The sequence below is a fragment of the Halocatena marina genome, assembly GCF_023276375.1.
Lineage (GTDB): Archaea > Halobacteriota > Halobacteria > Halobacteriales > Haloarculaceae > Halocatena > Halocatena marina.
Genome location: NZ_JALLPK010000001.1, coordinates 3,673,411 through 3,695,322, shown reverse-complemented (window position 1 = coordinate 3,695,322; position 21,912 = coordinate 3,673,411). Strand labels below are relative to the sequence as shown.

At 57.3% G+C, this 21,912-nt stretch carries 21 protein-coding genes; 9 read left to right on the top strand and 12 right to left on the bottom strand.

Translation table 11 applies throughout. The features are described 5' to 3' along the window. Window position 1: 1 nt before the first annotated feature. Window positions 2-541, bottom strand: a complete 540-nt coding sequence (locus MW898_RS17565) for a CinA family protein (RefSeq protein WP_248909251.1) — start codon at window positions 539-541, stop codon at window positions 2-4. 81 nt (window positions 542-622) lie between these two features. Here MW898_RS17565 and MW898_RS17560 point away from each other — a divergent pair, with 81 nt between their 5' ends. The 3 genes from MW898_RS17560 (at window position 623) to MW898_RS17550 (ending at window position 3,287) form a co-directional block, all read left to right on the top strand. After that, window positions 623-1,720 (top strand): pyridoxal phosphate-dependent aminotransferase, encoded by a 1,098-nt coding sequence (locus MW898_RS17560; protein WP_248909249.1) that lies wholly within the window; start codon window positions 623-625, stop codon window positions 1,718-1,720. Next, complete coding sequence (locus tag MW898_RS17555; protein WP_248909247.1) at window positions 1,680-1,985, top strand: aldo/keto reductase; 306 nt, start codon at window positions 1,680-1,682, stop codon at window positions 1,983-1,985. The genes MW898_RS17560 and MW898_RS17555 overlap by 41 nt, the downstream gene beginning before the upstream one ends. A gap of 165 nt (window positions 1,986-2,150) precedes the next feature. After that, window positions 2,151-3,287, top strand: a complete 1,137-nt coding sequence (locus MW898_RS17550) for an ArsA family ATPase (RefSeq protein WP_248909245.1) — start codon at window positions 2,151-2,153, stop codon at window positions 3,285-3,287. Here the strand turns inward: MW898_RS17550 and MW898_RS17545 are convergent. From MW898_RS17545 to MW898_RS17520, 6 genes are all read right to left on the bottom strand, one after another. Next, window positions 3,284-4,576, bottom strand: coding sequence for a glycerate kinase type-2 family protein (locus tag MW898_RS17545; RefSeq protein WP_248909242.1), 1,293 nt, complete (start codon window positions 4,574-4,576; stop codon window positions 3,284-3,286). The genes MW898_RS17550 and MW898_RS17545 overlap by 4 nt on opposite strands. Beyond that, window positions 4,573-5,394 carry an SDR family oxidoreductase gene (locus MW898_RS17540; RefSeq protein WP_248909240.1) on the bottom strand — a complete coding sequence of 274 codons (822 nt, stop codon included), beginning with the start codon at window positions 5,392-5,394 and terminating at the stop codon, window positions 4,573-4,575. Before MW898_RS17540 ends, MW898_RS17545 begins: the two co-directional genes overlap by 4 nt. A gap of 23 nt (window positions 5,395-5,417) precedes the next feature. After that, complete coding sequence (locus MW898_RS17535; RefSeq protein ID WP_248909803.1) at window positions 5,418-6,131, bottom strand: endonuclease V; 714 nt, start codon at window positions 6,129-6,131, stop codon at window positions 5,418-5,420. Window positions 6,132-6,195: 64 nt separating this feature from the next. Next, window positions 6,196-7,089 (bottom strand): rhomboid family intramembrane serine protease, encoded by an 894-nt coding sequence (locus MW898_RS17530; protein WP_248909238.1) that lies wholly within the window; start codon window positions 7,087-7,089, stop codon window positions 6,196-6,198. Between the two features lie 138 nt (window positions 7,090-7,227). Beyond that, window positions 7,228-9,660 carry an MEDS domain-containing protein gene (locus tag MW898_RS17525; protein WP_248909235.1) on the bottom strand — a complete coding sequence of 811 codons (2,433 nt, stop codon included), beginning with the start codon at window positions 9,658-9,660 and terminating at the stop codon, window positions 7,228-7,230. A 323-nt stretch (window positions 9,661-9,983) separates the two neighbouring features. After that, window positions 9,984-10,454 (bottom strand): MGMT family protein, encoded by a 471-nt coding sequence (locus tag MW898_RS17520; RefSeq protein ID WP_248909233.1) that lies wholly within the window; start codon window positions 10,452-10,454, stop codon window positions 9,984-9,986. A 119-nt stretch (window positions 10,455-10,573) separates the two neighbouring features. Between MW898_RS17520 and trpC the strand changes: the two genes are divergently transcribed. Genes trpC through MW898_RS17500 form a run of 4 tightly spaced genes read left to right on the top strand, consistent with a single transcriptional unit; the run spans window position 10,574 to window position 14,256 of the window. Further along, window positions 10,574-11,347: an indole-3-glycerol phosphate synthase gene (trpC, locus tag MW898_RS17515; protein WP_248909231.1), complete on the top strand. Its 774-nt coding sequence runs from the start codon at window positions 10,574-10,576 to the stop codon at window positions 11,345-11,347. Continuing rightward, on the top strand, window positions 11,344-12,591 hold the full coding sequence (gene trpB, locus MW898_RS17510; RefSeq protein ID WP_248909230.1) for a tryptophan synthase subunit beta: 1,248 nt from the start codon (window positions 11,344-11,346) through the stop codon (window positions 12,589-12,591). The genes trpC and trpB overlap by 4 nt, the downstream gene beginning before the upstream one ends. Then, window positions 12,588-13,433: a tryptophan synthase subunit alpha gene (gene trpA, locus MW898_RS17505; RefSeq protein ID WP_248909227.1), complete on the top strand. Its 846-nt coding sequence runs from the start codon at window positions 12,588-12,590 to the stop codon at window positions 13,431-13,433. The genes trpB and trpA overlap by 4 nt, the downstream gene beginning before the upstream one ends. A 28-nt stretch (window positions 13,434-13,461) precedes the next feature. After that, window positions 13,462-14,256: a 2-amino-3,7-dideoxy-D-threo-hept-6-ulosonate synthase gene (locus MW898_RS17500; protein WP_248909802.1), complete on the top strand. Its 795-nt coding sequence runs from the start codon at window positions 13,462-13,464 to the stop codon at window positions 14,254-14,256. Window positions 14,257-14,601: 345 nt separating this feature from the next. On the opposite strand, the gene MW898_RS17495 is transcribed toward MW898_RS17500, so the two are convergent. Further along, on the bottom strand, window positions 14,602-15,279 hold the full coding sequence (locus MW898_RS17495; protein ID WP_248909225.1) for an HAD family hydrolase: 678 nt from the start codon (window positions 15,277-15,279) through the stop codon (window positions 14,602-14,604). 111 nt (window positions 15,280-15,390) lie between these two features. On the opposite strand from MW898_RS17495, the gene MW898_RS17490 reads away from it, so the two are divergent. Beyond that, window positions 15,391-16,569, top strand: coding sequence for a 3-dehydroquinate synthase II (locus MW898_RS17490; RefSeq protein WP_248909223.1), 1,179 nt, complete (start codon window positions 15,391-15,393; stop codon window positions 16,567-16,569). A gap of 68 nt (window positions 16,570-16,637) precedes the next feature. Here MW898_RS17490 and MW898_RS17485 read toward each other — a convergent pair whose 3' ends face one another. From MW898_RS17485 to MW898_RS17470, 4 genes are all read right to left on the bottom strand, one after another. Further along, window positions 16,638-17,438: an endonuclease III domain-containing protein gene (locus MW898_RS17485; protein ID WP_248909222.1), complete on the bottom strand. Its 801-nt coding sequence runs from the start codon at window positions 17,436-17,438 to the stop codon at window positions 16,638-16,640. A 117-nt stretch (window positions 17,439-17,555) separates the two neighbouring features. Continuing rightward, window positions 17,556-18,473 carry a D-2-hydroxyacid dehydrogenase gene (gene ddh, locus MW898_RS17480; RefSeq protein WP_248909220.1) on the bottom strand — a complete coding sequence of 306 codons (918 nt, stop codon included), beginning with the start codon at window positions 18,471-18,473 and terminating at the stop codon, window positions 17,556-17,558. Window positions 18,474-18,631: 158 nt separating this feature from the next. Continuing rightward, window positions 18,632-19,558, bottom strand: a complete 927-nt coding sequence (locus MW898_RS17475) for a phosphotransferase family protein (RefSeq protein WP_248909218.1) — start codon at window positions 19,556-19,558, stop codon at window positions 18,632-18,634. A gap of 419 nt (window positions 19,559-19,977) precedes the next feature. Continuing rightward, window positions 19,978-21,240 carry an eIF2B alpha/beta/delta subunit family protein gene (locus MW898_RS17470; RefSeq protein WP_248909216.1) on the bottom strand — a complete coding sequence of 421 codons (1,263 nt, stop codon included), beginning with the start codon at window positions 21,238-21,240 and terminating at the stop codon, window positions 19,978-19,980. Between the two features lie 106 nt (window positions 21,241-21,346). On the opposite strand from MW898_RS17470, the gene MW898_RS17465 reads away from it, so the two are divergent. Next, the gene (locus MW898_RS17465; RefSeq protein ID WP_248909215.1) at window positions 21,347-21,838 is read left to right on the top strand and encodes a metallophosphoesterase family protein; all 492 of its coding nucleotides are present in this window, start codon (window positions 21,347-21,349) and stop codon (window positions 21,836-21,838) included. The last annotated feature ends 74 nt before the right edge of the window (window positions 21,839-21,912 follow it).

The following is a 21,912-nucleotide window of genomic DNA, read 5'->3' as shown; positions in this document are numbered from 1 at the left end:
CCTACTGCTCGTTCTGGAGGCGTGCGAGGAGGTCAGACAGCGCCTGTCGTGCAAATCGATCTTTGAACTCGGTTCGCGTTTCCGGCTTCTCGAAGACGTAGCGTTCGGCCGTCGTTTTCGACGCTTTCGTTCCCCACGGAGCCGCGTTCGAGATGCCGACGTATACGGTACCAACGGGCGTCTCGTCAGTCCCTCCGTCCGGTCCGGCGACGCCAGTGGTGGCGACGCCCCACGTCGTGCCAGCCGTATCACAGACCGCGCGTGCCATCTCACGAGCTACCGGTTCGCTCACTGCGCCGTGTGCATCGAGCGTTTCTCTCGAAACAGCGAGCAGTTCACGCTTTGAATCGTAGGAGTACGTCACGACCGACCGATCGAAGTAATCACTCGAACCTGCTACATCCGTGAGCAGCGAGCCGATGAGACCACCGGTGCAAGACTCGGCAACGGCAACGGTCACGTCACGCTCACGGAGTGTAGCACCGACGCGCACCTCAATTGGATCACGTCGTTCTTGCTTCCGTTCGAATTCCTCGGTCATATCAGAAGAAAGCAGATGAAAGGCCATGTATGCACCGCCGGAGAGCGAAAGAGACAGGATCGGGGCACAATCAGTAGGAGCATGGAATACGAGCGGCCACTGTTTTATCACGTGATGGCGTATGCGGAGTCGGCCGAGCGTGATATTGTCGATATGGTGAGTGGTAATCCCGACTGGGAGCCGCCCGCTTCCCTCCGTGAAGCGCTTACTGAGTACGCAGAGCACGACGTTTCCGAGTTCCAGTATCCACCGAGTGAAGGTCTCACTCCACTTCGTGAAGAGATCGCCGCACGCCGTGGCGTCGAGACTGAGCGAGTCATCATCACGAACGGAGCCGGTGAAGCGAATCATCTCTCGATGGCGTGCGGATTTGCCACTCACAGTGGACAAGAGGTTATTCTCACAGATCCCGTCTATCCGTATTATTCGGGTCGAACGACGCTGCTCGGCGGGACGGAATCGCTGGTTCCAGTCGCTGCGGACGGGAGCCTCGATCCAGAACTCGTCCGCGAGCAAGCGAGCGAGGAGACGGCACTCATCGTCGTGAACTCACCGAACAATCCGACGGGAGCGGTCTACGATCCAGAAACGATGGCCGAACTCGTTGCTATTGCCGAGGCGAATGACGCGCTGCTTGTGAGCGATGAGGTGTACGACCACTTCGATTTTACCGGGAATTTCGAGAGCGCGCTCTCGATCGAATCCACTCACCGGGTGGTGACCAACTCTTTCTCGAAGTCGATGGCGATTACTGGCTTTCGCGTCGGCTATGCTGTTCTCCCCGAACGGCTGGTCGATGCGGCGCGTACCCGGCATATGCTCACTAACGTCACTGGGAGCCGACCGGCCCAGTACGCCGTCTACCGGGCGCTCCGTGAAACCGATCGGTCGTACTACAACCAAAACAGGGACCGACTTGCCGAACGAATTGAAACGTTCACCGACGCGCTCGATGACGCAGGAGCCGAGTACACTCGTCCCGACGGAGGCTTCTATGTCCTCGCGCGTTTCGAAGGATATCCCGGATCGCTCGAAAACGCAAAGCGACTGATCGACGAAGCTGGCGTCGCCTGCATGCCCGGCGAGGCGTTCGGACAGACACGCGAGGACTGGCTCCGATTCGCGCTCGTCACACCCCGTGTCGAGCAAGCCGCATCGAGACTCGCGGCGTATTTCTAAGCCGGTCGGATTCTCGATCGTTGAGACAGGAACGTCCTCGATGCAGGTCTACGAAGTCGCTGACGAAAGAAACGCGACACCAGCACAGATCAGTCTCGCGTGGCTGCTGCACAAAGACGTAGTCGACGCCCCAATCATTGGGCCCCGCAGCCTCGATCACTTAGCGGAGAACATGGATGCAATCACGATCACACTGACAGACGATGAAATAGCACGCTTAGAAGAGCCGATCTTCCCGCAGTGGCCGGTCAAAGGGAAAAACTAAGTCCGCACTCGCACACCAACCTCAGGATCGAGAGCACCACAATCAGCATTCGTTGCCACGGTCGGCACCAGAATCGATGTCAGTACAGACTCTCGAACCGGGCTATCGATCGGCTGTCGGTCCATAGATCGACGGGTACACAAGTCGTGACTGGGTAGTTCGAGCATGAGCGACATCGAGGTCGAGGCGGTCGATTCCATCGAATCGATCGATGCGAGCAAGGAGGAAATGGTGGCCGAAGCCACCGTCCCGTCTGGGATCGACGCGCCGGAATACGTCCTCTACGGCGGAAAAGGTGGTGTCGGAAAGACAACGTGCGCAGCAGCGACTGCGCTGGCAAGCGCAAATGGCGGCACTGCAACACTCATCATCTCGACTGACCCAGCACACTCGCTTTCGGATATTCTTCAGCTGCCAGTTCCGAGCGAACCGACTCGAATCAGCGACGAACACCCGCTATACGGTGTCGAAATCGATCCCGAAGCAGCCGACTCGCCGTTCGACTTCGGACACGGAAACATCGGCGACATCTTCGAAGCGATGGACGAGAGCGGAATGGGGATGGGACCCGAAGGGGGAGCAGGAGCAGGGACAGGACCGGGAACAGAATCTGGAATGGGAATGGGGATGGGTGCGTCTCCGTATCCGATGAATCCAGCTGCGATGCCGGGGGCAGACGAGACGGCTGCGATGCAGTTGCTTCTCGAATACCTCGACGATCCACGATTCGACCGCGTTGTGGTCGACACAGCACCGACCGGACACACGCTTCGATTACTCTCGCTTCCGGAACTCATGGATTCCATGATGGGGCGATTTCTCTCCTTTCGTGATCAGATTCAGAATGCACTCGGGAACATGCCCGGTCCGTTCGGTAATCAGGACACACACGGGATGGACCAGCTTGACGAGCTCAGCGACCGAATTGAGCGCCTGCGGTCGGTGCTCCGTGATCCCGAACGCACGGAGTTTCGGGTCGTGATGGTTCCTGAAGAGATGAGCGTCATCGAATCAGAACGGCTCCTCGATCGTCTGGATGATTTCGGTATTCCGACGGGAACAGTCGTTGTCAACCGGATCACAGAAGATCTCGAACAGATAACAGGAGAGGGAGTCGATTGGTTCGTGACGCCGAACGTCGACGATTGTGATTTCTGTCAGAGTCGGTGGCAGAGTCAACAGAAAGCGATCCAGCGTGCTCAAGAAGTGTTCCGTGGCCGAGATATCAAACGCGTCCCGCTGTTCGCAGCAGAAATCCGTGGGCCGTCGATGCTTCGGGTGGTCGCAGCCTGTCTCGATTAGGCGTCGATGACGAACGCTCGTAAATCGTTTACATTCGTCGTGCTCTCGAGAGAGACGAGTGCCTCCCGCGACTGAAGATACGAGTAGGCGTCGTTGTCCGCGAGTGCGTTTCGAGCCAGTGCTTGGTCGTCGATCGTGTCTGCATCGACGACCGCTCCTGCGGCGTCTGTGCTCCCGTCACGGCCGTCGGTGTCGACGCTCGCGAGACACACACCATCGGGAAGATCGATTGCAGCAGCAAGGGCGAATTCGATGTTCGGGCCACCCTGCCCGTCGCCGGTTACGGTGACCGTCGCTTCGCCACCCGACAGAATGACGGCAGGAGGCTCAACCGGATCGCCGCTCGAAAGCGATTCCTCGACGCAAGCGATGTGAGAGAGCGCGATTTCGCTCGCCTCGCCGCGCATTGATGTTGAGAGAACGAGCGGGCGGTACCCGTGTTCACGCGCTGTCTCAGCCGCCGCATCGACCGCCGTCCGATTCGTCACGAGCATCGTGGTTTGGACGTGTTCGAATGCTGTGCTCGTAGCAGTCGTCACTCTTTTTTGTTCAGAGTCTTGTTCGAGGTGCGTCCGGACAGAATCTGGTGCGTCGATGCTGTGGCGGTCGATTACGGAGCGTGCGTCCGCGTTTGTCGTCGGATCAGGCGTGAACGGGCCGCTTGCGATCGTCGCCAGATCGTCACCGACAACGTCGCTGACGAGCAGCGCAAGCACAGTCGCGGGTGCAGCCAGTTGTGCCAGCCCTCCACCTTTCACGTCCGAGAGCCGCTTTCTGACGGCGTTGATCTCGTCGATCGATGCACCGCTTTCGAGGAGCGCGGTCGTCGTCGCCTGAAGATCATCGAGCGAGACACCATCGACAGGACCAACGAGCAGCGCGCTTGCTCCACCGGTGATGGGGGCGAGCACGAGCGTCTGTTCAGTGGCGTCTTCGAGCAACGAGCGAACGCGATTCGTGCCATCGATACCGTGTTCGCTCGGAACAGGATGATCACCAACGGAGACCTCGATGTGATCGAGCGCCGCGTTGGGCGGAGTATCCGAAACAACGACTCCCTCGTCGATTCGACTGCCGAGAAGAGTTTCGAGTCCACGAGCGACCGCGACAGACGCTTTCCCGCCGCCTGCGACGACAATGCGATCGAAGCGAGAGAGATCGATCGAGCTGTCCGCATCAACGAGCAGTCGATCGGTCTCTGTCTCCAGTTGCAGGCGGCGTAGTGCTCGCTCGGGATCGGCCGCTGCGATGCCGGACTCGATACAGTCGAGTGCGACGGTTCGGCTCACAGCAATCGGAGTAGTTGTCGATAGACCGCATCACGGATGCTGTCGGGAAGGTACCGGGTCTTATCCGCAAGAATACTCACTGATCCGACAGGGTAGCGCGCGGAAGGAGCAGGTGAGACGCCAGCTTCGAGAATGGTTTCTGCAACCTTCGCCGGTGAAACGGCAACGGGCGTCTGTCCGCCGAACACTTCGCTGTCCTCGTAGAACCGATAGACGGTATCGTAGGCGTCGGACTGATCGAGCTTCTTGAGTTCGTCGTTGGCTCGGTCAGCGAACGACGTAGACACCGGTCCTGGTTCTACGAGCGCGACATCGACACCGTGAGCGTCGACTTCCGAGCGGAGCGCATCACTCATCGCCTCAAGTGCGTGCTTCGAACCGCAGTAGGTACCCATCCCCGGCACAGAGACCCGTCCGGCGGCACTCGATACGTTAATAATCGTTCCTTCTCCGCGTTCGCGCATGTGTGGAAGAACCGCACGAGTGAGACGATGCGGTCCATAAACGTTCACATCGAACTGCGCTTCGATGAGATCGGTCGAAACGTCCTCGACTGGACCAAACTGTCCGTAGCCCGCATTGTTGACGAGACAATCGATACGACCGTGCTCGTCGATAACGCGGTCGACAACCGCCGAGATTTCCTCCTCGTCGGTCACATCGAGTGATGCGATCTCACAGCCCGCTTCTTCGAGCGAAGCGATATCATCAGTATTCCGCGCGGTCGCATAGACTGTCCAACCTTCATCTAAGAATGCACGAGCGGTCTCGTTGCCGACACCGGACGAACAGCCGGTGATGAGCACCGTCTTTGCCATACGAGATGCATTCGGAGGGACTCCTACTTAACCTCCGCTTTCGCTTCGTCCGCGTAGGCGTCTGCCAGTCGTGTCGGCTCTGGGAGTTTGTACTCACCACGACACCGATCGACGATGTCTGTGGCGGTTTCAGCACTCAGGCGATGGCCGGGGCTGACATACACCGGGTTGATACGGTAGCTCGGGTACTGACGCGTTTGGAGTGCGTGGCCGATGACAGTTCCATCGGCAGTGTTCACGGATTCATCAGCAACGATCTCGACCCGTTCTCCCGCATCGAGTGCGTCGGTCGGGTCGACAGGGCGACCACAGAGGAGATTTTTCGCCACGCCGATCGCCGGGAGATCGAGGGCACTCCCAATGTGAGTGGCCAAGCCAGCCTGTCGGAAATGGATGCGTCCACTGCCATCGAAGACGATCACGTGTGGCTCGGTTTCGAGCGTCTCGAACGCATCGAGGATGGGACCACCCTCACGAAAAGAGAGCAAACCGGGGATATACGGGAATTCCATCGGCGTAACGGTGTACGTGCGTTCTACGACTTCGCTCCCCCGTGTGAGAACGATGGCGCTCACGATCCGATCGTCGAGAAATGCCTGATCGACACCGGCGACGAGGGGCGCAGTCGGAGCGGGATGATCGACCGTGATAGCAGTCGGATCGAAGTCGATGGCATCCTCGAAGACAGCCTCGGTAGCGATGTCCTGTTGGAGCGCCTCCATCTCCGACCGACCCATCGACGGATCGGGACGAAAGCGGTCATTGACGATCACTGGTGAGCACCACAATTTTGACCGATCATCAGAACGGACCACGACCACGACCCGGTCCCCCCGGACCCTGTCCGGGACCAAGTTGCATCCGTCCGGGGGTGCTCACGCCCTGTGATTTCACGTGCTGACCGTAGATGAGACCGGTGATGAGACCAGCGAGGTGGGCCATGTGGGCGACGTTCCCACCGAAGCCGACTACAAATCCGAACACAGAGAACACGGCATATCCGATCGTGAGTAGCCAGATAGGGACGGGGAGAAAGAACCACAGATATACGGTAAGGTCAGGGTCGAGAACGGTGAGGAGTCCCATGACAGCCATGATGGCACCGCTCGCACCGAGGAGTGGGACCGCACTCCCAACGAGAAATCCGAGACCGATCTGTGCAAAGCCAGCGAGCACGCCACTCACAATAAAGAGCGCCGCAAACTTCTTCGAGCCGATGCTGCGCTCGACGATCGGGCCGAAGAAGAAGAGCACGATGCCATTGAAAAAGAGGTGCGTGAGACCCCCGTGAGCGAATATGGACGTGATCCACGTCCAGACGTAGAGCGGATGGTTAGGATTCAAGGTGAACAGCGCGTACCAAAGTTGCGTCCCCCGCCCGATGCCAATCAGCGGCGCGATGAGGATCTGAGCGAAGAACGTCAGACACATCAACGCGAGAAAGAGGTACGTCATGTTCCCCCGGAAGTAGCTTAACGGCCCACTACCCCCAATCCGCGTTTGGAGGGTCGATTTCGGTTGATTCACGCTGTCGTCAAATCCACTATCGAAGACACCGCTCGGGTCACTCCAGTTCTGGAGCCCCGGACAGTCGTGACTCTCCGGAAGCCGATGCTCTCCGCAGTATGTCCCATTACAATGCCGACATCGGTAGGGCATGTTCTCTTGCTCTCCACACGTGTCACACACAGCCATTGCCGTGGGTACGGGACAGTCAACAAAGGGGTTTGGGGTGAAACGAACCGCTGTTGGCACCGAGATCGGATGAATTGCTGAAGAACATATAATTATTAATACAATAATTGGAGCGATTGGTTACAGAAGGTGGTCAGCTCAGTCGTTGTCGAACACCATCTCGAAGAACCGGCGTTCGGCTCCACGGAGGTGATGAGTAAACGTCGACTGAGAAATATCCAGTGCTTCAGCCAGTTCTGCCCCCGTTCGTCCACGAGGGGACTGGAAGAAGCCGCTTAGATAGGCGGTTTTCAGAACCTCACGCTGCCGGTCAGTCAGTTGTTCGGTGACGACCTCCTGTAACCCCTGTCCTCGCTTGATTGGGCGATCGTTGTTCTGTCGAGCCACGAGTCCGAGGTTTGGATAGGTCGATTTGAGCGCATCGAGAAATTCACGGACAGCAGTGGTTGAGGGAAGATCGACGACGACGGTCATCTCTTGTTCGGTGGTAGTGAGCGAACGGATGATAGCCTGGTTGTCGATAATACGGGACGCGAGCGTCGGTTCAGTGACCGTCACCGTGAACACACGCTCTTCGTCCTTGTCGCTGATGACTTGGATCTCAGAGATCCCACAGAAACCATCAGTCGCCGAAACAACGTCATCGGCGGTGCTGTCCTGAACGGTGAAATACAGCTCTGCACCATCCTCCGAGTGATCAACGAGCCCATCGAAGTGGATCTCATCACCAATTGCGCGAGCGAGCCGTGCGAGGATATCGGTGGTGTCCGAGACAGTGAACGTGAGTTCGACAACGCTGGGGGCGCGCAACAGCTCTTTTGTTTCCGCTGCATCGATAGAGTGAGCGATCATCTCGCCGAGTTCGGCCAGCACCTCTGCTTCCATCTCGTCGAAGACGTTTGGCGTGTCGGCATACAACGTCAACACGCCATAGGACAGTTCGGCGTGGGTGAGTGGAATGCTGATACAGGCTGCGAACCCGTGTTGGTGGATCGTCTCTCGCCATGGCTCAAGCGATTGGTCAATTACGGTATCCTGAACGATTTGCACAGTTCGTGTTCGTAGCGCCGTGCTGACCGGTCCTTGACCGCTTGGTTCGTCCTCCTTGGTAGAAATCGTATGGTTCTCGAAGTACTCGTTCGAGACGCCGGCCCACGCTTGTGGCGTGATCGTCTCCGTCTCGACATCCTCGCTCCCAATCCAAGCGAACTGGTAGGGATCAGACGCCGCGAGTTGCTCGCAGACGATCCGCTCGATGTCTTCGCGTGTGTCGGCCTCAACGAGGGTTTCACTAATTTGGCGAATGACGCGATTGATGCGATTGAGCCGCTCTAGTTGCCTGTTCTTTTCTTCCACCATCTGTTCGCGCTCAGCCCGGTCGAAGGCGGCTTCGATGTTCGCCCCGATTGTTTTTGCAAGCTCGATCGTGGAGTCATCAAATGCATCCGGATGAATCGAACCGGCACAGAAGACGCCGTGTCGCCCGAGTGGAACGATCATCCCGCTCTGGAGCTCCGTAGGTGACGATTCGGAACGATCACCAGACAGATCCTCGTACACTTTGGTCTGATTGGTAACGAAGGCGTCCCACGCGTGGTCCTGATAGAGATCAGCGAGCGCAGAGGTGTGTCCATAGTCGGTGCTGTGACTCTGTTGTTCTAGCTCGCCGGAGGTCTCGTCGTACGACCAGACAGAGGCAAATGCGACACCAAGGACCCGTGCGAGATCGACAGCACGATCTGGAAGAGCATCGGCTTCGAGCTGCATCAACTCCCGAGTAGCGTCGTTGAGAGCGCTCAATGCCCGCTCGCGGCTTTCGAGACGCTCGTAAGCAGTTACTCGTTCGAGCAGCGTCTGTCGCAACTCGCTGTTGGCGTCTGAATTGTCGGTGCCAAGAGCTCCTTCGAATGGCATGTAGTAAAAATCCTGTCCGACCGACCCACCATAGACGAGGTTGGGGTGTGTACGGATAATCTGATTGAGGAGTTCGGGATCGAACTTCTCAACATTGTACTGACAAATTCCATGAACAGGCCGGGTGCCAAACACAGTGTTGAGTGATTGCTCGTACTCGATCAATCTATCAAGATTGTGCTCACCATCAAGTATCCACGACATCTCGCCGGTGACGAGAACCGTATCGTACGCGTCATCCTCGGTCGTTGCTCTGATCGTCTCGCTAGCAAAATCGATGGTTGCATCCGGAACGAACGATCCGTTTTGGAGGAATGGTTCCTCCTTCGAGTGGAAGGATAGGTCGCCAGCAGCGACGGCCGCTTCGACATCGATCCCCGCATCGTGCATCGCTGCCACCACATCCGCTTTCGAATTGTCGTCGTAGATGTAGAGACACCGATCACCGTGCTCGAGACCGTCGCGGATGAACGGGAGGATGGCCGCAAACTGGTCAGTTGGGCCCTCATAGAGTAACGCGGTGTGATGGTGGAGATCGAAATCCTCGTCAGCGTCGAACGACTGCTCAGGACTCAGAGCAGGCTGTTCAGTGCTACGTGATTCGTCGCCCAACGAGGGGGACGAATCTGTTTTGTGAGATTGGTTGTCACGACTCACAATATAATAGCAGAATATTCGTGGACGTAATAGTCTACCGCTGGTTACACCAACCGATGCTCTCCAACAGAATGCAACACTGATTCCATTTGATTCTATCTGAAGATCGTAGAAGATCTCAGTTCTCTGTTCGTAACAGAGTTATCACATTGTTGCAGTAGAAACAATCCTCGAACGTTTCGCCGGGAGCTTTCGATTAGCAATTGAGACGACCTTATGATCTCCGAGTTGCTGTCATCGAGACTGCGTTAATCACCAAAAGCGTCTGTTCCGATCCCGATCCCAGCTATTAGTACTCCCTCGATGTCACAGTAACCGGCTCGTTACAATCCTTCCAAGCTTCGCAGTCGCTGCTCGATTTCAGGAGGAGCAGCACTCGGAGCATCGCGCACACGATGGTCTGGAATCACCAGCGGGATGGGATTGTTAGCGAGCGCGGTTCGAACGGTTTCGTGTGATTCGTCGTCGGACGCGAGATCGGGAACTGTTCTCGCAAGCTGTTCGACACTGACTTGTGTGCCATACGGAATCCCCCGCGTCGCTTTGAGTACCGCACGATCGGGGGTTGGCACGGTCAATCCAACGTCGATATCAGCGAAATCGTCGCGCTTGCCTTCAAGATAGGCGAAAACGCGCGACAGTAACGGGTGCTCCGAAGCCGCATTGTCTTCCGGTGTTCGAGGAAATGACATTGAAATGATGCGGTCACTCGCAATCCCCATCTGGACATACCGGTCGAGATAGGGCGACTCACGGGTGTAGATACCCGCCGCTTCATCCGTCAAATCGTCCATAGTTATCATACACCAGACAGTGGCTTGAAAGATTCGGTCCGACGCTCCCGTAGCGATTTCGGCCAGCACCCCTTCCGGACGCAAGCCTTATGTACAAAAGAGTCCATCAGTGTACAATAATGGATGTGAATAGTGACGCACTGACCAGCGATCTCGCACCAGCAGTGCAATCGATTCTCACTGCTGCGCGCGAGCGGTCGGTCGAGACCGACGGGCAGGTTTCCGTTACGCCGCGCGATCTGTCGGAGGCACTCGCGAGAGCCGACGCCGACGGGCAGATACCGGTAATCGCCGAAGTAAAACCGACAAGTCCAACGACGGACGGAACGCGAACCGATGACCCCGTTGCGCTTGCCACCCAGATGGTTTCTGGTGGGGCAGCGGCGCTCTCCGTACTGACCGAGCCTGAGCATTTTGGAGGATCGACGGACACGCTCGAACGGGTTCGGGCAGCAGTCGACGTTCCGGTTCTCCGCAAGGATTTCATTCTCCGCGAATCCCAGCTCGATGCCGTGAAAGCAGACGTGATTCTCCTCATTGCACGGTTCGTCGATGATTTACCGGGACTGCTCGCGGCCGCTCGCGAACGTGGATTTCAGGTCCTCGTCGAGGTCCATACAGGAACCGAACTGACGCGTGCGGTCAAGGCGGATGCAGCTATCATCGGCATCAACAACCGCGATCTCGCACAGCTCGACGTCGATTTGGGAACGTTCGAGCGCCTCGCGCCAGCGCCAGACGATGTCACGCTGATTGCAGAAAGTGGAATTTCATCCCCCGAAGACGCCGCACGGATGCGCAGAGCCGGGGCAGACGGTCTGCTGATCGGCACGGCGATCATGGACGGTGACGTCGAGAAAAACACACGGAAGCTGACAAGATCGACAGTATGAGCACGGCGAAATTCGGCGAATACGGAGGGCAGTACGTTCCCGAGGCATTGATGCCAGCCATCGAGGAGTTGACCGACGCCTACGAACGGTATGTGCTGGACAACGAAGATGGTTTCATGGACGAGTTTCGTGAGCGACTGCGCGAGTTCGGCGGTCGCCCGACGCCGCTCCAACACGCAGAGCAGCTCTCCGAGCGCTACGAGACGAACGTCTATCTCAAGCGCGAGGATCTGGTCCACGGCGGCGCGCACAAGCTGAACAACGCGCTTGGGCAGGTGTTACTCGCGAAATACATGGGAAAAGAACGGATCATCGCCGAGACGGGCGCTGGACAGCACGGCACCGCGACAGCGATGGCCGCGGCCCATCTCGATATGCCCTGTGAGATCTACATGGGACGGACTGATACGAATCGACAGCGTCCCAATGTCTTTCGGATGCGCCTCAACGGTGCGGAGGTGACGCCGGTGGACGTGGGACGTGGCACGCTCAAAGAGGCGATCAGTCAGACGATGCGTGATTGGGCGAAGACTGTCGAGACGACGCATTATGTCATCGGATCGGTCGTCGGGCCGCACCCATTCCCGAAAATGGTGCGTGATTTCCAATCGGTCATCTCAGAAGAAACCCGTCAGCAACTGCGCGAGCAGACCGGGCAGCTCCCATCAAGTGTAATCGCGTGCGCGGGTGGTGGTTCCAACACGATGGGATCGTTCCACAAGTTCGTTGACGACGACGTCTCCCTGTTCGCTGTCGAGGCAGGTGGTTCGTCACTGGCTGTCGATGAGGAACGCGGTGTTGCTCCCAATTCTGCGTCGCTCACAACCGGCACAGAAGGCGTTCTCCACGGCGCACGGACGAAGATCCTTCAGGATATGGACGGCCAGATTATGGAGAGTCACAGCGTGAGCGCGGGCCTCGATTATGCAGGTGTTGGGCCCGAACTCGCACATCTCGTCGAAACGGGTCGCATCACGCCCGCGACTGTCGAGGACGATGACGCGTTATCCGCGTTCCACCGACTCTCACAGACGGAGGGGATCATCCCCGCACTGGAGACCGCACACGCCATCGCGTGGTTGGAGGACGCAACCGCTGAACAGCTCGGGGATCGGGTCGTTCTCACGGTCTCTGGGCGCGGCGATAAAGATCTCGAAACCGTCCTCGAAGAGACCGCAGCGCGCGATATTCCCGACGGACCAGACATGGATGTCTTCTCCAGAAACGGAGGGATAAACGAATGATCCCGAGTCGCATCACCGAGGTATTCGACGACGGACCGGCGTTTATTCCGTATCTCACGGCGGGTGACCCCACCTTCGAGGAGTCAATCGAATACGTTGAAGCACTCGCACGGGGCGGGGCAGACATCATCGAGCTCGGATTGCCGTTCAGCGAGCCGATCGCCGAGGGCCCGACCATTCAACACGCAATTGCCCGTTCGCTTTCGGGCGGAATGACGCCAGCGCGCTTTTTCGAGTTCGCTGAGCGTCTCGATGTCGATGTCCCGCTGGTGTGCATGACGTACTACAATCTCATCTACCAGTACGGGCAACGGGAAGGACCCGAACCGTTCGTCGAGCGGGCTGCTGCGGCTGGTATCGATGGGTTTGTGGTTCCCGATCTCCCGGCAGAAGAAGCAGATCCGCTTCGCGCGGCGTGTGATGCGTTCGACCGCGATCTGATCTTTATCGTCGCACCTACAACACCCGAAGATCGACTCGCGGAGCTCCTCGAACGGACGTCGGGATACGTCTACGTGCAAGCACGCCTCGGCGTCACGGGCGCACGCAGTGACGTCAGTGAACAAACAAGTAGTGGTCTCGAACGGCTCGAAGCGTACGATCTGCCAGCGGCCGTCGGGTTCGGTATCTCGACGGGCGAACAGGCGAGCGAGATCGTTGCTGCGGGCGCTGACGGTATCATCGTAGGAAGTGCGCTGGTCGATATCGTCGCGGACGGAGCCGAAACAGAATCAACAGAATCGACAGCGGAGATTGCGGCGCGTCTCGAAGAAAAAGCGCGCGAACTCGCAGAGGGAACTGCTGTGAGCATGCAATCTCCGCCACGATCGGAACGGACTTGAACAACGCCTGCCACAGATTAACATGATAATGACTACCGGAGTACGAGCACGTCTCAATCGAATTGGAACAGAGGGACGATACGTTATGGTCCCCATGGATCATGGTATCACACTCGGGGCCGTCGACGGCCTCGAACGCATCGAGCGAACCATCGATGCCGTCACTCGGGGTGGAGCGGACTGCGTCCTCACACAGAAAGGAATCGCACCACGCGTCCACGGAAACACGAACGGAGCGGGCTACGTCGTTCACCTGAACGGTTCGACCGTCTCTGGACCGGACACAAATGATAAACGCATTACCGGAACGGTAAAGGAAGCCATCCAGCTCGGTGCGGATGCGGTCTCGATGCACATCAACGTCGGAAGCGTCCACGAACCCAAACAGATCGAGGATCTCGCCCGTATCACTGAGAACGCCACGGAGTACGGTCTTCCCGTTCTGGCGATGACCTACGCACGCGGACCGGATGTCGACGAACACGATGCCGAAGCGCTCGGACACGCTGTCCGTCTCGGAGAGGAACTCGGTGCTGATATCGTTAAAACAGCCTACAGCGGAGACACAGAGAGCTTCGAACGCGTCGTCGCATCCACCGCTCTACCTGTCGTCATCGCTGGTGGAAAGCCCGACTCTGACCGCGCATCGCTTGAGGCGGTTCGTGGCGCAATGGACGCCGGGGCGGCAGGCGTCTCAATGGGCCGAACCATCTTCCAGCACGACGACCCGGAAGCTATTACTCGGGCGGTTGCTGGCGTCGTCCACGAAGATCTCTCGGCCGAGGAAGCACTACAACAGGCCGAGCTGATGATCGAAGCGTAACAAAGCTCAACTCATTCTACATACAGTCGCTCGAACTCGCTTTTGCGCGTTCTTCTACTGTACCCATTGTCGGCCATTCTAGATCGATGAGACTCGTCAGTAGCAGATGTGATCACACATTTTCACGTCTGTTCGCTTATCTGAGAACGCGTCAGGCGCTACCTCCAACATGACAAAAAGCAGGTCGTGAGACGAGTAGAGTCAGCAAATCGACCGATCAGAATCGTGGGAATGAATGGTTGAGACGATCGTTATCGACGACAGCGGTAAACGCTTGGGTTAGAAAATACACTAGACATAACTCAGATTGAAAAATCACGAATAAAGGCTATGGCAGAGTATCAATTATGATTCACTTACTACTGCGGGAAGTTGCGAGAGCGTTTCGATCGTTTCGTCTGGAATCACGCTCGTCTGCTCTCGATCCACGATCGATGCCGGTCGTGGTACCCACACCGAGTGGAGACCGGCTGCGTTCGCTCCGGCCACGTCGGATCTGATCGAATTGCCGACGTGGACCGACGTTTGTGGGGAAGCATCCAGCAGTGTGAGTGCGCGCTCGAACGGTTCGGTGTCCGGTTTCACGGGACGTCCCGGTTCCGAGAAAATCGTCGTGTCGAATGCGTCTGTAATATCGAGGGCGTCGAGCTTCAACTGTTGTGTTTCTCGGGGGCCGTTCGTCACCAAACCGAGTCGGTAGTCTGACGCGAACGTTTCGAGCACTTGCTTGGCTCCAGGGAGAAACTGAACACGCGTCGGGTCAGGCTCTCTGTACGCGTCCACGAGATCCGACGCGATATGCAGATCTCGCTGTTTCTCACGAGCGATGGCTCGAAAGAGTGCACGTCGGAATTCGAGATCGTTATCCTCGTTGATCTTTGGGAGCCATCGTCGGATGTCGGCGGTATCGAAAAATGGTTCGATATCGGCGCGCTCGAACGCCGCATTCAGACGGTCCTCACCCGATCTCGGGTGTTCACAGATTGTCTCGTCGAGATCGAACAGGACTGTGGTAATCGGCATCTTTCCGTGTATCAACCGCTCTCGATAAAAATTTCACGGCTCTCTTTGGCAGTATTCACGTACTAGGCGCGATTCACCATACTCAATAGTGTTCACATCTAGCGTCCGATCATGACACGCGCCGTCTGGCTCAAAGCAGACGACGAGGTCGGTGATTGGGATGCGCGACGGAGACGCATCACCACCGGTCTGGAAGCTGGCGTCGACTGGGTGCTCGTCGACCGCGAAGACGTAGAACAGGTTCGGGAACTCGGACAGGTGAATGTCGCCGCCTTTGGAACGAACGATCGGCGGATTTCTGAATCCGACGACGAAGCTGATGAATCCGACCGTGCAAAACCGGATGCGACCATCGTTGGAAAAGATAGTGAGGGTGATGGAACACTTGATCTCCCGGGCGAACACTCCGGATCAGCGGATATTTCGAGGCTACAACGCGCCAATGGACACACGAGCGGCGTCTTCGTCCGCATCCGCGAGCAGGCCTACGAATCCTTCGCAGAGACAGCCGCAGCCGACGCCGAGTACACGATCGTCGTCGGTGAGGACTGGAAGATCATCCCGCTCGAAAACCTGATCGCACGCATCGGTGACGAGACAACGCTCATTGCTGGAGTACAGACCGCAGACGAAGCACGAACGGCATTCGAGACGCTCGAACACGGAGCAGATGCCGTCCTCCTCGACACGGACGATCCCGACGAGATTCGAAAAACAGTCCAAACCCGCGATGCGGCCGAGCGCGAGACGCTCGATCTTGTGTGGGCGACAGTGACCGCGATCGAACAGACCAGTTCAGCCGACCGGGTCTGTGTTGATACCGGGAATCTCTTCGAACACGATGAGGGAATGCTCGTCGGAAGCATGAGCCGTGGACTGTTTTTCGTTCACGCAGAGACTGCCGAGTCCCCATACGTTGCATCACGTCCGTTCCGGGTCAATGCGGGCGCGGTCCACGCGTACGTCCGCACCCCCGATGGAAGCACCAAGTATCTCTCTGAGCTCAAGAGTGGCGATGAGGTACAGGTCGTCGATACAGAGGGCAACACCCGCGAAACCGTCGTTGGGCGGGCGAAGATCGAACGACGACCGATGTTTCGCGTGCAAGCTGAAGTCAACGGCGATATGATCGAAACGCTGCTCCAGAACGCAGAAACCATCAAAGTCGCCACCGCCGACGGCCGAAAATCGGTCACCGATCTCGCGGTCGATGATGAAGTGCTCGTCTACTACGAGGATACCGCCCGCCACTTCGGTGAAACCGTCGAGGAAAGCATCATCGAGAAATAATCAAGTCGTTGGCCGAAAAAAACCACCGCTCCAGAATTGTCCTCGAAGATCACCGTCGAAAATCATTCTTAGAACGACTCGAGTGTGTCTGCTGGATCGACAATTTCCGTTTCACGGATACCAACCTGCTCGCAGCGATCTTCTAATGGACAATCAGTATCGCCAGTACACGCTGGTGATCTGGCGGTGCAGTAGTCGCGCCCGAACTGGATGCTCGCGGTGTGACCGAATCCACACTTCTCGTCTGGAACGTCTCGTTCGAGCACCTGACGAACGTCCTCGTGGTCGGCATCGGGGGGTGCAATACCGAGACGACGGTAGATGCGGTGGACGTGCGTATCGACCGGAAAAACTCCAGTGCGGCCGCCAGCGAACAGGAGGACACAGTCGGCCGTTTTCGGTCCGACTCCGTTCATATCGAGGAGCGTCTCCCGAACATCGTGGTACGGCTCTTCTTTCACGAACTCATCAAACGCTTGGGTGCTCCCGTACGCATCGATCACTCGCGTTGCAATACGGATAATCGTCTTCGATTTTTGATTATACAGTCCCGCAGACGAGATCGTTGCTGCCAGCGTCGATTGTGCTGCTTCGGCCAATGCGCCCGCGAGATCAGAATTGATCTCGTCTTCTGCGTATCGATCCATCAGCGCGTCGTGTGCGGGTTGGCTCGCCGTATCGCTCGTGTTCTGGCTGAGGATTGTGCGGACGAGACACTCGAAGGCGTCTCGGTTGTGCTGTGCGGCCGTATCCGAGCCCGCACTCGAAGACGCAGATTCCTGTGAGTTAGTCTGTCCGATGTTTTCTACGGGAAAATCCGCAGTAGTGTAGATTCCGGCCAGCCGATCCACGATCGCCTCGGCGGTCATCAGTGGAACTACACTCTGCTGCCATGTTAACTATCTCGCTGTTCACGGTGGGACGTCTCACTTGAATTAGGTAGTATCGAAGCAGATACGAACAGTCGTTCCGCATCACCCGGGAACTCAAGCGACTCGATCGAACATTGTTTCCCCTCGCTGGATCCGTTCTGCGTTCGCCACGACGAGCGCGCCCACGTCTTCGTGATACGAGTCTGTGAGTGCCCCGACGTGCGGTGTGAGGATGACTTCCTCTTTATCCCACAATGGAGAGTCAGCCGGAAGCGGTTCCTCGGTGTGTGCATCGAGTCCTGCACCAGCGATATCTCCCGATTCGAGCGCGTTGAGGAGGGCATTTTCGTCGACAACCGGTCCGCGAGCGACGTTGATGAGGTAGGCGTCGTCGCGCATCGCTTGGAACTCGTTTGCGCCAATCATTGCTTCGGTGTCTTCGGTCAGCGGGACACAGAGAACAACGAACCTGGCATCAGCAATGGCATCCGAGAGATCGTCGGGAAGGAACACACTGTCGACGCCCGAGACGGGTTTGGGTCGACGGCGGACACCGACGACGTCCATTCCGAGTGCGTTTGCTCGAAGCGCTACGCCCTCGCCGAGCGTCCCGAGACCGACGACACAGACCGTCTCGTCTGCGAGTGTAAAGGCAGCGTCGTACGATTCGACGCGCCACGCATTCTCGTGTTGGTTGTCGCGGTAGCGGTGCAACCGGCGAGCAAACGAGAGCATCATCCCAGCGACAGTTTCACCGATCGTCGTGGCGTGAATACCAGGGCTGTGTGTGAGTTTTGTGTCCGTCTCGGCGTAGCGATCGGTTGGAAATTCGTCGATACCGGCGCGGATGCAGTGAACCCACGGCGCTTCGAAGAGCGTCTCTTCGTGCCCGAACGTGACGACCACGTCGTACTCCGCGACAGACGATCCACTTTCGACAATCGTGCTTTCGAGTCCGTTTGCTTCGAGGTAGTCAGCGACCTGCTGTGGATCAAAGCTGAACGCGATGGAGTCGTGAACGGCAGCGTGCATACCGATTACTCGATGTGCAACTACAAGAAGAAGACGACTCGACAAATTAGTCGGGCTTTCCCGAACCAAAATTTGTGAGGAATTACCGCGTGTGCCGATTTGTACCATCAGTTCAAAATATAGAGACGGATTCTCAAGTTCAGCAACGATGAGAGACTCTACGAGAGCGTTTCTAATGCTTCGAAGACACGCTTTCGGAGCCACTCTGCACGTTCGTCAGTTTTCTCCGGACTGTGCTGGTTCTGTACGTAAAGGGATTCGAAGAAATAGATTTCGTGGAGAACGACGAAAAGTGGAGCTCGGCGCTCGAATCCATCGGGAAACGATCGGACAGACTCATATCCCGATCGAAACGCCGTCTGTGGACAGTGCCCGTTCGATGGGGAACTGGCCTGAGCAAACGTCGGGAGAACGGTCCGCCAGTAGTCGAACTCGCTCGGCGCCGCGATTGCGTGCTCGAAGTCTATGACACAGACGGCCCGACCATCAGCGACCGAAACGTGTTCCGGTGTTGCCCACCCGTGACAGCAGACAGGATCGTCTACGCCGGAAAACGCGTCGGGATGGTCGTTCAAGAAATTGATAACAGCATCCGCAACATCGGCGTGTCCGTACTGTGCGATGATCTCTCGACGACGACGGAGATACGCAATTGCGGCCGTCTGCCAGTTCTCATAGCCGACGACCGAAATAGCGTCATTGTCTGATCGAAAGCGGCCATACTCGTCGATGAGTGAAGTGGTTTCGTCGTGCAGCGTTGCGAGCAGTCGGCCAGCGGCGTCTGCCCACGTCTCATCGACGTCTCGTTCGGGCGTTGGTGCGTCTGAGTGCCACGCGGCGATGAAATAATCGTCTTCGAGTAACAGGATTTCGGGGACCGGAACGGACGTGTGCTCATCGACAAACGCGATCACGCGCCCCTCGATGGCAGCATTTCCCGTCGGTCCAGTGTCGCCTTTGTAGACAGCGTGCCGGCCATCCACAACAATTTCGTAAACCTCGTGTGGCGGTACAGCGTGCAGTTGACGCACGATTCGGTGAGTAGAAAACTGTGCTCCGAGTTCGTTGTACACGTCTCGTTTCATTATTGGCTCGCCACGTGACGGATGGCAGTCGGCCGTAGCACAGCAGCACGGCTACGGCCGAGAGAAGATACTGAAAGCTATGTCGGATCGTACAAAAATATTTCTCCACCCACTCAACCGACGGTGAACCGCTGTTCGTCCACGCAAATGCGATCTGTTTCAGTATGTTCGAGAGCTGCGGAAAGCGACAGTTGTGGCGAAAAGTACGGTCGAAGAGAGCGGTTACAGCGATGTGACTGCCGTGGTTTGGTGATAGTAAGATGGTGGCTCTGGAAAAATCCTCATCACAAGGGGCTCAGAGGGGGTAACTGTCTTCACTGCCACCGATCGCCAGTCGGATCCGGAGCGTGAAGAATCCACTCCTCTTCGTCGAAGTTCGCTCCGAAATACGATCGAGAGCTGTGCAAAACTGCGAGAGATTACTCCTCACTCCATTCGGCGTACTCGCGGTGCCGATCGGCAATCCGTTCGATATCAGTCGCTGACTGCGGACCATCTTCGGTGATGACGGTCACGCAATCGGCGGGTGTCACGTCGAATGTGGGCGCGAGCACGTCGATATCGGCGTTTCCATCGTAGACAGCTGATGGCTCGTTCGGTTCGAGATCAATACGAGTACGATCCACACCATTGATGCCAGTATCATTAGCGATCGAATCGGCTGCTGTCACTACGTACACTGGCACGTCTTCGTATGTGGCCGCGAGTGCTGTTCCTCGCGTGCCGACTTTGTTCACGACGCTGCCGTCCGCGAGGACGGTGTCTGCACCGACGAGCACTGCATCCACACTCGCGGTCGAGAGCGCGTGTGTGATCGTCGAATCCGGAAGAAGGGTTACGTCGGTCGTCTCTGCGAGCGATTCCGCGACCGGAATGCCCTCTCCTCCGGGTCGGGATTCGGCGATGAAGACCTCTCCATCGAGCCGTTCGAGCGTTTTTCTGACGGTTCCTGAACGCGAGAGCGTGAGCACAGACGCATCTGTGAGTCGGTCGGCGGCCGCCGCTGCGGCAGCGTCGCCGCGGGTGAGCGCTCGGTCTATCGCGCGTGTTGCAGTCGTGGACGAAACCGTTTCGTCCGCCTCGGACACGAGCCGATTGATGCGGTTTTCGATAACTGTCATACTCGGACGGGTATCGCGCAAACGGCGGGCGAGTGCTGTGAGCGACTCTCGATCCTTGTTCCCGTGTTCGTGCTCTCGACTCGCTGCCCGATCGCGTAGGACTTCCAATGCACGGATCGAGAGATAGTCCGAGCCGTGGTTTCGATCATCCGCAATGGTTTCGACAGAGGGCGCGATTCGCTCGTAAGCCATCCAGAGACCGGGGACCGTCTCGCGATGGAGAATTTCAGTTGGCGACACCCATTCGTACTCGGTTGTTTCCTCGTTCGTCTCGACCACACGCGAATCACAATCGAACAGAGACGGGTGGACGATCCACTCCGTACTGAGATCCGCATCAACGACCGAGAGAGGATCGCCAGCACGAACAAGGGTCACGTTCTCTTCAAGCCCGGTCTCTTCTGCGATTTCCTGACGAGCGAGTTCGTCCGGCGCGCCTTCTGCGTATCCGGCGACACCACCCCACAGTCCAGTATAGGTACCGACGGCCTCGCTGCGACGGAGGAGCAGCACCGATGCACGGTTGCGGAGGAAACACGTCACGACGTGTGTTTCGTCCATATCCGTGGTTCGTTTCGGAGAGACATCAACACAGGGCCTCTACGATTTTCCGATGGTCGGATGTGCCATCCCTTTTATTTTCGTCCGCAGCAGAATTCTCGACCGTATGCGCGTTGCAATCATCAGCGACACCCACATCCCTTCCCGGGCAAGTGAGATCCCAGACTGGGTGTGTGAGGAGATACGAAGAGCGGATCATACGATCCACGCTGGCGACTTTGACTCACAGGAGACGTTCGAATCCGTCCGCGAACTGGCGGACAATGTGACCGTCGTTCGTGGGAACATGGATCCGCAGATTGGTCTTCGGGAGGTCGAAACCGTCGATCTCGGTGGCGTCCGATTCGTCGTCACTCACGGCACCGGGTCACTGGACGACTACGAGAGACGAATCGCCAACATCGTGACAGAACACGCAGCGGATTCGACGGTCGGCGTGTGTGGGCATACCCACCAACTCATGGATACGACGGTTGACGGAATCCGTCTGCTGAATCCGGGGAGCGCGACAGGAGCAGCCCCGGCGTCAACAGCGTCGATGTTGGTGGCCGATGTCGAAGACGGCGATATCGATGTCACAACAAAAGACAACACGTAATCGAAAGACCGAATCCGAATACGGCATCGATAGCAGTTGTTGGTCGGTTTCTGTTCATCGTATCGAGAATGACG